11 protein-coding genes and 1 tRNA gene are annotated in these 13,096 nt (G+C 40.6%); 8 read left to right on the forward strand and 4 right to left on the reverse strand.

From position 1 onward, the window contains the following. Positions 1-35 precede the first annotated feature (35 nt). Both ACFI4Z_RS06690 and ACFI4Z_RS06695 read right to left on the reverse strand, forming a co-directional pair. Positions 36-356 (reverse strand): helix-turn-helix domain-containing protein, encoded by a 321-nt coding sequence (locus tag ACFI4Z_RS06690; protein ID WP_462669907.1) that lies wholly within the window; start codon positions 354-356, stop codon positions 36-38. A 1-nt stretch (position 357) separates the two neighbouring features. After that, positions 358-762: a hypothetical protein gene (locus ACFI4Z_RS06695; RefSeq protein WP_462670014.1), complete on the reverse strand. Its 405-nt coding sequence runs from the start codon at positions 760-762 to the stop codon at positions 358-360. Between the two features lie 327 nt (positions 763-1,089). Between ACFI4Z_RS06695 and cysE the strand changes: the two genes are divergently transcribed. Further along, a complete protein-coding gene (gene cysE, locus ACFI4Z_RS06700; RefSeq protein ID WP_099294923.1) occupies positions 1,090-1,905 on the forward strand; it encodes a serine O-acetyltransferase in 816 nt (271 codons plus the stop codon). Positions 1,906-1,929: 24 nt separating this feature from the next. Continuing rightward, the gene (locus ACFI4Z_RS06705; RefSeq protein WP_462669908.1) at positions 1,930-2,583 is read left to right on the forward strand and encodes a hypothetical protein; all 654 of its coding nucleotides are present in this window, start codon (positions 1,930-1,932) and stop codon (positions 2,581-2,583) included. 3 nt (positions 2,584-2,586) lie between these two features. Here ACFI4Z_RS06705 and xseA read toward each other — a convergent pair whose 3' ends face one another. After that, positions 2,587-3,921, reverse strand: coding sequence for an exodeoxyribonuclease VII large subunit (xseA, locus tag ACFI4Z_RS06710; RefSeq protein WP_462669909.1), 1,335 nt, complete (start codon positions 3,919-3,921; stop codon positions 2,587-2,589). A 135-nt stretch (positions 3,922-4,056) separates the two neighbouring features. Between xseA and guaB the strand changes: the two genes are divergently transcribed. The 6 genes from guaB (at position 4,057) to rimI (ending at position 10,292) form a co-directional block, all read left to right on the forward strand. Beyond that, on the forward strand, positions 4,057-5,526 hold the full coding sequence (gene guaB, locus ACFI4Z_RS06715) for an IMP dehydrogenase (protein ID WP_462669910.1): 1,470 nt from the start codon (positions 4,057-4,059) through the stop codon (positions 5,524-5,526). A gap of 100 nt (positions 5,527-5,626) precedes the next feature. Beyond that, on the forward strand, positions 5,627-7,204 hold the full coding sequence (guaA, locus tag ACFI4Z_RS06720; protein WP_099294919.1) for a glutamine-hydrolyzing GMP synthase: 1,578 nt from the start codon (positions 5,627-5,629) through the stop codon (positions 7,202-7,204). Positions 7,205-7,521: 317 nt separating this feature from the next. After that, positions 7,522-9,120: a sensor histidine kinase gene (locus tag ACFI4Z_RS06725; protein ID WP_462669911.1), complete on the forward strand. Its 1,599-nt coding sequence runs from the start codon at positions 7,522-7,524 to the stop codon at positions 9,118-9,120. Between the two features lie 256 nt (positions 9,121-9,376). Continuing rightward, positions 9,377-9,453, forward strand: a tRNA-Trp gene (locus ACFI4Z_RS06730). Between the two features lie 64 nt (positions 9,454-9,517). Further along, positions 9,518-9,844, forward strand: coding sequence for a hypothetical protein (locus tag ACFI4Z_RS06735; RefSeq protein WP_462669912.1), 327 nt, complete (start codon positions 9,518-9,520; stop codon positions 9,842-9,844). Further along, the gene (gene rimI, locus ACFI4Z_RS06740) at positions 9,831-10,292 is read left to right on the forward strand and encodes a ribosomal protein S18-alanine N-acetyltransferase (RefSeq protein WP_462669913.1); all 462 of its coding nucleotides are present in this window, start codon (positions 9,831-9,833) and stop codon (positions 10,290-10,292) included. Before ACFI4Z_RS06735 ends, rimI begins: the two co-directional genes overlap by 14 nt. Here the strand turns inward: rimI and ACFI4Z_RS06745 are convergent. Continuing rightward, complete coding sequence (locus ACFI4Z_RS06745) at positions 10,289-12,955, reverse strand: ATP-binding protein (protein ID WP_462669914.1); 2,667 nt, start codon at positions 12,953-12,955, stop codon at positions 10,289-10,291. The genes rimI and ACFI4Z_RS06745 overlap by 4 nt on opposite strands. Positions 12,956-13,096: the final 141 nt, after the last annotated feature.

Consider the following 13,096-nt stretch of genomic DNA (forward strand, 5'->3'; position numbering starts at 1 on the left):
GTGTCCTCGCGTTTGTTTTGTCATTACTTAACTCCTTATTTCATAATTAAAAATACGGTGATCATGCCAAGCGCAAAGCTTGCAAAAGATGAAATTGCAATCAGCACAGTTATCTTTTGTTTATTAAAAGTCTGTGTCGAAGGGGTTGATGCTGTACTCTCTTCAAGTCGTATTAATTCACCTTGGCGAACTTCCAATACTGCACATAAGGCCATGGTGGTCTCTTTTGACGCTGCGCCTTCTTTTTCAACTCGTTGAATAGTTCGTAAGCTCACATCACAGGCATCAGCGAGTTGTTGTTGAGTCCAATCTAGCTTTTGCCTTAATGTTCTCACTGTTGTGGGGTTGAGTTGCATACTAAAACTTCCCCAGTAAAAACTCTAAAATTGTAATGAGTAAGTAGCCGCCAATGAGTCCACCCAAAAAGCAACCCGCAAGAACTTTTAGCGACGTTTTTGGATTGTTAAATAGTGATGATTGTTCGTAGCTTTTTACCAGCTTTTTATTTTTAAATAGTGAGCACTGAAGTTTTCCAGTCAAGATATTCAGCATTTCAAATTTAACACTAAACGTATTACCTGACAGTTCAAATTGGTGTTTACTTGCTACGTTAATATTTCGTTTTTCACTAACAAGCTCATCATTGATATAGACTTCTTCTTTACCTGTGAAGTAGCTACCAAAACAGGCTATTTGATCATCGCCATCTTGAAAGTAAAATTTATAACCCAGTTTTTTAGTATTTAGTATGTTGTTATTCATCATCATTTATCCTTGTTGAGTTGATGATGCTAATTTAGCGATTATTTTTATTATTTACGCCGTCAGTTATATGCCAATGGCTATATTGTCATATGACATGAAGACTGTCATGTGCTGTTAATGACTGAATTAAATGGAATTTTAATTTTTACAATGCTTACTGGTTTTTTATTGTTTGTCATATGGGCTGATTAGTTTATTCATAAGTAATGGGTTTAAGTTTGTTATATCTAATAGCCAGAACAAATAATAACAGTATTAACACATCAGTCGTTAAATCCGTTAAACTTACTCATAGTAGATTTATATTTTATTTAAGGCCGTCCTATGCGTCATGAAATTTGGCAACAACTTCGTTCTGAAGCAAACGAAGTTGTCACGCGTGAACCTTTATTAGCAAGCCATGTTTACTCATGTATTTTGAATCACGAATGTTTAGGTTCGGCATTAAGCTTTATTGTGGCAAATAAATTAGCTGATGCGGTTGTTTCAGCATTTACTATAAGAGAATTATTTGACCAAGCGTTTGTTGATTGTGACCGAATGTTGACCCACGTCGCAAATGATATAAAAGCGGTTAAAGATCGAGACCCTGCTGCCGATACTTACTTAACAGTAATATTAAACTTAAAGGGTTTTCATGCAATACAAGCACATAGACTTGCTCATTGCCTCTGGCGTCAAAACCGCAAAGAGCTCGCGCGGTTTATTCAAAGCCGTACCTCAGAAGTATTTGGCGTTGATATCCATCCTGCTTGTAAAGTCGGTCATGGTATTATGTTTGACCATGCAACTGGCATAGTAATAGGTGAAACTGCGGTAATCGAAGACAACGTATCAATTTTGCAATCTGTAACGCTGGGTGGTACTGGTAACGAAAAAGGTGATCGTCACCCTAAAATTCGCGCAGGCGTTTTAATTGGTGCCGGAGCAAAAGTGCTCGGTAATATCGAAGTAGGTGAGGGGGCAAGAATTGGTGCCGGCTCAGTTGTACTAAGCCCTGTTCCGCCGCATACTACAGCTGTAGGGGTTCCTGCTAAAATAGTTGGTCAGCCAAACTGTCCCTGTCCGGCAGAGAGCATGAATCAAAACTTTTTAGAAGCAGAGCCAGTGAACGAATCGCACACCAGTGCCATGTTATAAGTGCCGTAAAGGAATTACCGCGTAATGATGAAAAATAGCCCATTGTCTTTATTACTCGCTTTTATTGCGGGTGTTATTATTGCCTCAGGCTATTTTTTGCTTATCGCACCTTTTGAACAAAGCATTGAAAAAAAGCATATTCAATCAATTTCAAAAACATCAACAAGCACCCTACCTCAGCTCCAAGCAGTTGCTTTGGCTGTAACTGAAACACCTGTACAGCAAACTGTGATTGATAATAGTGACACTTCACGCTCTGCAGAGCAGTTAAAGCAGCAGATTATTGAGTTAAAGCGTGAGCTTGCAACACAAAAAGCCGCAGTGAAAAGTTATCAAAACAAACTACAAGGCCCTTCTGATTTTGAGCAAATGCTGCTTGATAAATTTGAACAGCAAAAACGTGATGAGGAGTGGGCTTACCGCACCGAAGTTGCTTTACAGGATTTTTTGATAACCGCCGACTTAACCATTACTCCAGAATTAGTCAGTGCTGAGTGTAAAACCTCAGTGTGCAAGTTTGAACTTGTGGCGCCGCAAGGCAATGAAGAGTTTGATCATAGGCAATGGCGAGAATTAAACGATAAGTTAGTGAAACAAGCGTTTTGGCAACAATTTAAAACCAGTACCTCTACATCCAGTGACGATGATTTTAAATTGTTGCTCAGTACAGAGCAGTAATTTTTAGTTAGCCTGAGACTCAATGGTGCCATCGGCCAGCTCTGTAATTAAAATATCACCAGAGTTAACCTGTGTTACCGACTTAATCACTTTGCCTTGTTTTGATTTAGTAATGCTGTACCCGCGCGCGAGCACATTTAGCGGGCTGACTGAGTCTAATCTACCAGCTTGCATAGCAAGGTTGTTTTTTGCGCTACCAAGGCGTTGCTGCATAGCTTGTTGTAAACGCGCTTGTAGCTGTTGCAATTGATGATCCGCTTGCGAAAGTTTTCTATCGGGGGAGCGCTGTAATAAACGAGGCTTTAAGTTAGCTAAACGGCGCTCTTGCTGATAAAGGTGTTGCTGCATGGCATTTTGCAGTGCAAGAGTAAGCTCATCTAAGCGTTGTGCCTGCTGAGTTAGTTGATTGCGAGGGTGGCAAAGTGTGAGTTTATGCTCTAGCTGCACAGCAAGCCTTCGTTTATCAGCCACTTGGTGTTTAAATGCATTCGCTAAGCGATTAAGCATTTGCTGAACTTGATTTGTTAATTCAGCACTGTTTGGGCTGACAAGCTCTGCGGCCGCACTGGGGGTTGCTGCACGTATATCGGCAACGTAATCACTAATTGTGGTGTCGATTTCATGGCCGACAGCACTAATGATTGGCAGTTTGCTTTCAAAAATAGCGTGAGCAAGCAGCTCGTGATTAAAGCACCATAAATCTTCTAATGAGCCGCCACCACGCCCTAGTATAAGTACATCCACTTCATCACGCATATTTGCAAGTGTTATTTTATCAATTAGCTGTAAATGCGCGTCTTTACCTTGCACCATGGCAGGGTAAATAATTACCTCAAGTTGCGGTGCTCGGCGCTTGAGTACCGTTAAAATATCTTTAATTGCGGCTCCAGTGGCCGAGGTTACCACTCCCACCCGATGAACAACATTGGGTAAAGGTTTTTTATGTACAGAGCTAAATAACCCTTGCGCTGCAAGACGCATTTTTAATTCGTCAAATTCTTGCTTTAATTGGCCTTCACCAGCGGCCTCCATATGCTCAACGATTAATTGGTAGTCGCCACGGGGTTCGTACAAAGAGACCCGTGCTCGTACCGTCACTTGTGCACCATTTTCAGGGCGATAGCGTTGGCCGCGATTATTACCACGCCACATCGCGGCTTTTACTTGAGCGCGGTCATCTTTTAGGGTGAAGTACCAATGACCTGATGCGGGAGTTATAAAATTTGAGATCTCCCCCGTTAAAATTAACGACGCAAATCCTTGCTCGAGCACTGTTCTTATTTCTCGATTTAGCCTGGAGACGGTATAAATCGTTTGCTGCTTTGAAGTTATGGCCATAAAACGAACCTTAAAAACGCTGATGAAGGTATTTTATCATAAATATTTGCTAAATCTTATTTACTCATGCCGATAACGCTGATAAAATTTGGCCGCAATTCCTTATACAAGATCCACATGTGAGAAGTTGCCAAAATGCTTAGAATTGCTAAAGAAGCTCTTACCTTTGATGACGTACTTTTAGTACCAGGTCATTCTACTGTTTTGCCACACACGGCAAATATTTCAACTCGCTTAACGCGTGGTATCAAACTTAACTTGCCGCTAGTTTCAGCATCTATGGATACTGTTACAGAAGCTCGCTTAGCGATTGCTTTAGCGCAAGAGGGCGGTTTAGGTTTTATCCACAAAAACATGACAATTGCAGAACAAGCTAAAAACGTACGTAAAGTTAAAACGTACGAAGCGGGCATTGTTTCTTATCCTGTTACTGTTACAGCGGATTTAACCATTGCGGATGCAGTTGCACTTTCTGAAGAAAAAGGTTTTTCAGGTTTTCCGGTAACGGATGCTGATAATGTCCTTGTTGGTATTGTAACCAGCCGTGATATGCGTTTCGAGACGAAACTTGAGCAGCCAGTTTCAACTGTTATGACTAAAAAAGACAAGCTTGTTACCGTTAAAGAAGGTGCAGCACGCGAAGAAATTTTAGGCTTAATGCACGAACACCGTATCGAAAAAATTCTTGTTGTTGATGATGCCTTTAAGCTAAAAGGTATGATTACAGTAAAAGATTATCAAAAAGCACAAGATAAGCCAGATGCATGTAAAGACGAGCAAGGCCGTCTACGTGTAGGTGCTGCTGTTGGTGTTGGCGCGGGGACTGATGAGCGTATTGCTGCATTAGTTGAAGCCGGCGTAGATGTATTGCTAATAGATACTTCACATGGCCACTCTCAAGGTGTTATCGACCGCGTGGCGGCAACACGCCAAACATTCCCAGATTTACAAATTGTTGCAGGTAACGTAGCAACAGCTGAAGGTGCTATTGCCCTTGCTGATGCTGGCGTTGATGCAGTAAAAGTAGGTATCGGCCCAGGTTCAATCTGTACTACACGTATCGTAACAGGTTGTGGTGTACCACAAATCACGGCTATTTCTGATGCTGTTGAAGGCCTTAAAGGTCGCGATATTCCAGTTATTGCCGATGGTGGTATTCGTTTCTCAGGCGATATCGTAAAAGCATTAGTCGCTGGTGCATCATGTGTGATGGTTGGCTCTATGCTTGCGGGTACAGAGGAAGCACCGGGTGAAGTTGAGCTTTACCAAGGCCGTTACTACAAATCATACCGTGGTATGGGCAGCTTAGGTGCGATGGATCAAAAAGAAGGTTCATCAGATCGTTACTTCCAAAAATCTAATCAAGCTGACAAGTTAGTTCCTGAAGGGATTGAAGGTCGAGTGGCTTATAAAGGCCCAATCGCAACCATCATTCACCAACAAGTGGGCGGCCTGCGCAGTGCGATGGGGTTAACCGGTTGTGCCACAATAAATGAGCTAAACACGAAACCACAGTTTGTACGCGTTACTTCAGCGGGTATGGGTGAGTCGCACGTTCATGATGTGCAAATCACTAAAGAAGCGCCTAACTACCGCTTAGGTTAATCTACCTAACGTATTGAAATTACCGGGCCAGCATTTGCTGGCCCTTATTTATAGTCATTCAGGTTACCTGAATGCCAGTTCTTGACTAACGAGACCCTCAATGAGCAAAGACATTCACGATTCACGAATTCTTATTTTAGACTTTGGTTCGCAATACACGCAATTGATCGCCCGCCGTGTGCGAGAAATTGGTGTTTACTGTGAACTGTGGGCATGGGATGTCACGGAAGAGCAAATCCGTGAATTCAACCCACAAGGTATCATTCTTTCTGGTGGCCCTGAGTCAACAACCCTAGAAAACAGCCCGCGTGCTCCTGAGTATGTATTTAATGCTGGTGTGCCAGTGTTAGGTATTTGCTACGGTATGCAAACAATGGCAACACAACTGGGTGGTCGTGTACACAGCTCTGACAAAAAAGAGTTTGGCTACGCCCAAGTTGAAAAAGTAGGTGACTGTGCATTATTTGATGCCATTGAAGATCACATTACTGATGGCGGTAATGGCGTACTCGACGTATGGATGAGCCACGGTGATAAAGTAATGGAAATTCCAGATACGTTCACTACTACAGCTAAAACATCTACATGCCCGCATGCGGCAATGTCTAACGAAGAAAAGCGTTTTTATGGCGTTCAGTTCCACCCAGAAGTAACACACACACATCAAGGTCAGCGTTTATTAGAACGTTTTGCAATTGATATCTGTGGCTGTGAGAAACTGTGGACGCCAGCAAAAATCATTGATGACGCCATCGAGCGTATCAAAGAAACTGTTGGCGATGACGAAGTTATCTTAGGCTTATCAGGCGGTGTTGATTCATCGGTTGTGGCGATGCTTATTCACCGCGCAATAGGCGATCGCCTAACGTGTGTGTTTGTTGATAACGGTTTACTTCGTTTAAACGAAGGTCAGCAAGTTATGGACATGTTTGGCAATAAGTTTGGCCTTAATATTGTTAAAGTAGATGCTGAAGACCAGTTCTTAGCGGATCTTGCGGGCAAATCTGACCCTGAAGATAAGCGTAAAGCAATTGGTCACACCTTTATTAACGTATTTGATGAGCAATCTAAAAAGCTTAAAAATGCGAAGTGGTTAGGTCAAGGTACTATTTACCCAGACGTAATCGAGTCAGCTGCATCAGCGACAGGCAAAGCACATGTGATCAAGTCACACCACAACGTAGGTGGCTTACCTGATGATATGGCGATGGGCTTAGTAGAGCCACTACGTGAATTATTTAAAGATGAAGTACGTAAAATTGGTTTAGAGCTAGGTTTACCGTACGACATGCTTTATCGTCACCCATTCCCTGGACCTGGTCTAGGTGTGCGTGTACTTGGCGAAATCAAAAAAGAGTACTGTGACTTATTACGCCGTGCTGATGCTATCTTCATTGAAGAACTACACAAAGCTGAGCTTTATCATAAAGTGAGCCAAGCGTTCACGGTATTCTTACCGGTTAAGTCGGTAGGGGTTATGGGGGATGCGCGTAAATACGATTGGGTTGTTTCACTTCGTTGTGTTGAAACTATCGACTTTATGACTGCACGTTGGTCACATTTACCGTATGAATTCTTAGGTGTGGTTTCAAACCGTATCATTAACGAAATCGACGGTATTTCTCGTGTTGTTTATGATATCTCAGGTAAACCACCGGCAACGATTGAGTGGGAATAGTTTAATGGTGCAAGTCATTATTAATTAATGACTTGCACCGCTTTATAGGTAGTCCTCAACTTATAATAAACCCATCAAGTGGGTGGCAAGATTAATAAATTCCTCACAGTCCACACACTCTTTAGCAGAAGCATTTACCTAACTTAAAAAACACTTAATCACAAATCAGATCTATAATAAAACACTAAAGCGTACTATTAAGTTTCTAACTATTTGCAAACTGACTTAAATCATCACCGTTGGCAAATACTTAAAGGCAAGTAAATCAAGCCAAATAAATTGTCTATATTGCTTGATACCGATTACAGAGGTTTTTAGTGGTAAGTGATGAATCTGTGGTAAATAGCGTTGAAGAGAAAATGCGCCTAGTTATTCCTATAATATTTTGTTTAGGTGGTATCTTAGTTGCTTTTAGTCTTATATTTGTCGATGTTCAAAATAAGAACTTGGCCTTTATGCTCCTTTTTGCGTGGGTGTTATGCTCATTAATCGCAATTATTTTTAAGCAAATTAGACAGAAATGTTTAGTTATATTGGCTGTTTGTGTTTCTGTAGCTTTTCCGTCGCTTGTTATCGAAAATGGCGTCATACCAGTCATCATGACGCCTTTATTAGCAGCAATTATTGTACTTCTAGTGACAAGTTGGTTGCGTATTATCTGCGTTTCTATTTTGAGCTGTGCACCAATAATACTCCTTGCAGACGGAGACACTGTAACAACGGCTATTGTTTTACGAGCAGCATTAAGCGCTGTTGTTCTTTCTATTCTCATTTCTTATCTTCGAAGTAGCTATCAAGGACTAGTCGACAAGACTAAATTACAGCTAGAGACTAATGAACGAATATATGGGGTGATCGGACATGAGCTACGCACACCCGCTGCAACCTTAAAAATGTTGATAGATGTTGAGCTTGAACATAACAAGTCAAAAAACCTAGTCGAGTTACAGCAGCTATCAACACATTTACTCTGTGTACTTGATGATATGAAAATGTCATCGTTTAGTAGTTCGTTATCTGTTTATGATAATAATGAAGTCATATCGGTTCATGATATCGTTGAGCGAGCGATTGAGGGAGTCAAACCCTTGGCCGAAAAACGTCACTTTATGATTAATTTTGAGGCGCAAAAATCAGCTTCTGAGCATCACAAAGGTTCCACCAAAGCTATATTCCAGATTATTCAGAATTTAACTAAAAATGCCATACTGCACAGTGGTGGTCGTTCAGTTACAGTAACTAAAACAGCCGAAGATTTGAGTGATGATACAACTCATTACCGTATTAATGTTATTGATGATGGTAATGGTATTGAGCCTAAATTTCGAGACAGGATGTTTAATGCATTTGAACGTGGAGAAACATTAAGCGAAGGTACTGGGCTTGGGCTTAATGTCTGCAAGCAAATTGCTCACACCTTGGGTCAGGGGGATTTAAACTACATTGAAAGCCCAAACGGCGGTGCTAATTTCGAACTAACATTTGTCCTTGATAAATGCGAACAAGACGACACATCGTCGTTCATGGACAATGATGTCGAGTTACTTGAAAATTTAAAAATACTCTTAGTCGAAGATACGCCAATTTTGCGTATGATAAGTAGCAAAATTTTGGCGCAAAATGGTGCCATAGTAGCAGAAGCTGAAGACGGTATTATTGGCTTGAATAAAGTAAAAGAAAAAGACTTTGATTTGGTTATAACTGATATCATGATGCCTAATTGCGATGGTTATGAGTTAACCAAAGCGTTGCGAAAGCAAGGTTTTACAAATCCAATTATAGGTGTAACAGGTGCAACCGTTGGTAATGAAGCGAACCGGTTAATTGCGTGCGGTGCAAATGCCGTTTTGCCTAAGCCTCTCACCCTTTCAACTATTACTGAAGAGCTGAAAAAATTAAAAATAGCTAAAAAATAAAGTTTTGCTTAATCAGTGCGGTGTTGCGTTGCAAGATAAACAATTTAAGCATGTCATCTCATTTTAATTTAAATTGACGGCCTTTACTTAAGTAGGAGTGCAGAGAAACGACTAGTTAAGCTACTCAAAAAGTGATTAAGGAGCAACCCTTCAGCATGCTAATTCACCGATTTGTTTATTTAAAAAGCAAACAAACCAAAAAGTTGATTTTTTACTTTACCTTTAGCGAAAGGTCTCTATAATTCATCGTCATTGCAGGGGCGTAGTTCCAATTGGTAGAACAGCGGTCTCCAAAACCGACGGTTGGGAGTTCGAATCTCTCCGCCCCTGCCATTTCTTCTTTACATCGTTTTTATTACTTCTTATATTGTTCCTGTGTTTAATCTACTGAGTTGTTATGCATCCACGTCACGCAGCTATTTTGGGTATAGAAAGCCTCGAACTTAATCAGCATTTTCGTCCAGCTACTACTGATCACAGCGTCGTTGATGAGCCACTGCGAGAAAGTAGTATAAATAAATCACACATAGATATACTTGATATCAACGCTACATTATTGGCTGATATTAATAAAGCTATTGCACCGCAAACACTTACTCAAGTTATACACGGCCCTGCGATTACATGGCAAAGTGGCGTATTAAGTTTACCCAACTCGCAATTAAACTCTACCCAAAAACGTGCGCTGTGGGCGCTGATGAGCGATAAAGTTGATAACCTTTGAATCTGTTACAGAATCTTCAATCGATGCTCTAATGGGTATTGAGAGCGCGTGCCATAGTCACCCATGGACAATAAGCACCATGCAATCTTGTTTAGCTGGGCGTTACTTTAATTTAGCCGCATTTGTAGGTGGTGAGATTGTTGGGTTTTACATTGGTGAAAAGGCTGGACCAGATTTTACGCTTATGGATATTTGTGTGGCGCCTGAGTATCAAGGGCAGGGCATCGCAAAACAACTGCTTGAGAGGTTTATTGCGTACGGTGAACAGCACACCGCTGAAAATTTATTTTTAGAAGTGCGAGAGACAAATACCCGCGCGATTAAGCTATATGAACGGGCAGGGTTTAGCGAAATGTCTGTGCGTAAAAATTATTATCCAAGCGATGACCCGACTAAAAATGGCCATGAAGACGCTATCCTAATGGGGATGACTTTACTTTTTGGTTAGGACTTGTAGTTAATTGTGTATTTTATTGCTTCAATTAAACTCAATGCTAAATAATCTCGGCGATTATGATCCGTATCTCTGCCTCGTAAATTATCTTCAAGCTCCGCTGCCGCTTGGTGGATATTATTAAAGCCAAAGCAGCCAGCACTGCCTTTTAAATTATGAGCCTGTGCTCTTAGCACTTCCCACTCTCCAGCCTGGTATAACTCATTAACTTGCGTTAAATGCTCAGGTAGTTTTGATCGATAATTTTCGTTTATCTGCTGAAACTTTTCACTATTTAGTAAACTATCCCACTTATTTTGGCTGTCTTTTTCGATGTGTAAGTATTTAACAAGCACATTTTCGAGTGCATCCTTATCAATCGGTTTGGCTAAGGCTTCGTTACAACCTGCTTTTAAATAAGTATCTACATCATGTTTCATCACGTTAGCCGTTAGGGCAATAATAGGGCCGTCGTAAGCTGCATGGCGCAGCATTTGGGTTGCCTCTAATCCGCCCATGACAGGCATTTGCATATCCATAATAATGACTTGATAATCATTAACTAACGCCATTTCTACCGCCTCTGCGCCGTTGTTCGCTATATCAGGTTCTAACCCCCAAGTTTGCAATAGTAATGTAATAAGCACTTGGTTATCGGGGTTATCTTCAGCGACCAAAATATTTGCATCAAAGCTATTAGCTGCAAATGAAAGTAAGGTGTCTTTTTCAGGTTTTAATTGACTTAGCTCTGTTAGCATTGGAGGTTGGTTTTCTTCAGCTAAGTTGCAAGCTATTTTAACGCTAAAGCAGCTGCCCATGCCTGGTGTGCTTTGTACGTAAACATCTCCGCCTAGTAATTGTGCTAAGTTTTTAGAGATGCATAAGCCAAGTCCTGTGCCACCGAAGCGGCGGGTAGTTGTGGCATCGGCTTGTTCAAAAGGTTTGAAAACACGCTCTATTTCGTGCTCAGACATGCCAATACCACTGTCTTTAATGGCAAACTCAATCGATTGGGAGTTTTCATCATAAGTAATATCTAAGCTTATTAAACCTTGTTCGGTAAATTTAACCGCGTTACTGGCGATATTAATCAAGATTTGTTTTAGGCGGGTTGCATCAGAATTAATTATTTTAGGTAATGGTAAATGATAATTTATATCGCATTTGAGATTTTTCTCTTGCGAAAGGGGACGAATTATTGAGTCAATATCATGTACAAGTTGAACAATATCAAGAGGTGACTTTTCAACTGCCAACTTTTCAGCTTCTATTTTTGAAAGATCTAAAATATTGTTTATTAGTTCTAACAAGTGCTTAGAATTACGTAAAATAGTGGCTAAATGTAGCTCATCTGAGACGGCTTCTTTACTGTGTAATAACTGTTCTGTAAATCCCATGATCGCCGTTAATGGCGTACGAATTTCATGGCTCATATTTGCTAAAAATCGACTTTTAAGTTGGTTTGCTTGTTCTGCTTGTGCAATAGCAGATTCAAGCTGGCTATTCATGGTTTCGAGTGCCCGGGTTCGGCTTTCAACCTTGTCTTCAAGGTGATGCTTATACTCTTCAAGCTCATCTTGATAATGGCGAATTTGGTTTACCATGTGATTAAAGTCGTTAAACAGTACACCTACTTCATCATTATTGTGGGCGGGTAAGTACACAGATAAATCACCATCGCCAACGCGGTGGCTGGCAGCCCCCAAAGACTCTATTGGGTTGAGTAAGAGGTTACGCACAACAATAAAGATCAGCATAGGTAAAGTGATTACCGAAATAATGACAATCAATGCGGTGATCAAACTAATTGCTTTACCAGATTGATAAAGCAAAGCTTTGGGGATAGTTGAAACATAATAATAGCCACCAGTCATTTGAACAGCGTAAATCATACGCTCTATTTTATCTATGCTGGATAACTCGATGGTTGACAGCTTACCTAAGTCAGCAAGATTATGAATTTTTTTGAGCTCATACTCACTAATAAATTGGCCGCGTTTATTATAGTCTGAGCTAAATAAAATTTTCCCGTCCTCTGTTAACAGCAAATTGAGCGTGTTGTTATACGGTGCTTCTAGGATGCTGGTATTTAAAATAGAAGGTTCAACATGCAAAATAATAAACCCTAATTGTTGGGGGCGTTTTAAATAGTAGTCAGCACTGTAAACGCGCTGCACAAAATACAGACTTGTTGTACCGTCGTTTTTTTGCACCATAAATTGCTGCTGGCGTAGATTGCTTTGTAATACACGAGAAAAAAACGGGTAGTCCATTGGGGGAGTATTTAAATTACTCGAGTAGTAGGCTTTACTCTTCCCACTTGGTGAAACAAGATTCACACTAATAATGTCAGGGTAAGCTTCAGAGTAGCTGGCAAATACATCCATTAAGTCACCCAACTGAGAAGTGTAATTGCCGTTACTTAGCATGTCATCAGCAAGGAAGTCACTTAATACAGGTGAGGTGGATAAAAGCTTTGATGTTGAATGAAAAGAATCGATGTAGTTAAACATTTTTTGTTGTTGTTGTTCAACAAATCGACTCACTATAAGCTCTGCTTGTTTTTGGGTTGAGTTGGTTACATTTGTTAATGTAAAGCCCCCTAAAAATAGCAATGGCAAGATCACAAGTGGAGTGATATACCATAATAATCTTATACTTAGCTTACTGGTTTTCATGCCCAAACAAAATATCCTCCATGTAATCTTACAATAGTATGCTGTAGGGAAAAATTACACAAGTTTAGTGCTGATCGTACCTATTTTGTTGAGGTTAAGTAAATTCTCAAATGTCGTTAATTACTTGCAATCGTTGCTTTT

The organism is Pseudoalteromonas sp. RWi3 (assembly GCF_054960735.1).

Coding starts and splice junctions, on each gene's coding strand:
- ACFI4Z_RS06690 (WP_462669907.1), bottom strand. CDS start 356: ATGCAACTCAACCCCACAACAGTGAGAACATTAAGGCAAAAGCTAGAT.
- xseA (WP_462669909.1), bottom strand. CDS start 3,921: ATGGCCATAACTTCAAAGCAGCAAACGATTTATACCGTCTCCAGGCTA.
- ACFI4Z_RS06705 (WP_462669908.1), top strand. CDS start 1,930: ATGATGAAAAATAGCCCATTGTCTTTATTACTCGCTTTTATTGCGGGT.
- guaA (WP_099294919.1), top strand. CDS start 5,627: ATGAGCAAAGACATTCACGATTCACGAATTCTTATTTTAGACTTTGGT.
- ACFI4Z_RS06695 (WP_462670014.1), bottom strand. CDS start 762: ATGAATAACAACATACTAAATACTAAAAAACTGGGTTATAAATTTTAC.
- ACFI4Z_RS06735 (WP_462669912.1), top strand. CDS start 9,518: ATGCATCCACGTCACGCAGCTATTTTGGGTATAGAAAGCCTCGAACTT.
- ACFI4Z_RS06745 (WP_462669914.1), bottom strand. CDS start 12,955: ATGAAAACCAGTAAGCTAAGTATAAGATTATTATGGTATATCACTCCA.
- guaB (WP_462669910.1), top strand. CDS start 4,057: ATGCTTAGAATTGCTAAAGAAGCTCTTACCTTTGATGACGTACTTTTA.
- cysE (WP_099294923.1), top strand. CDS start 1,090: ATGCGTCATGAAATTTGGCAACAACTTCGTTCTGAAGCAAACGAAGTT.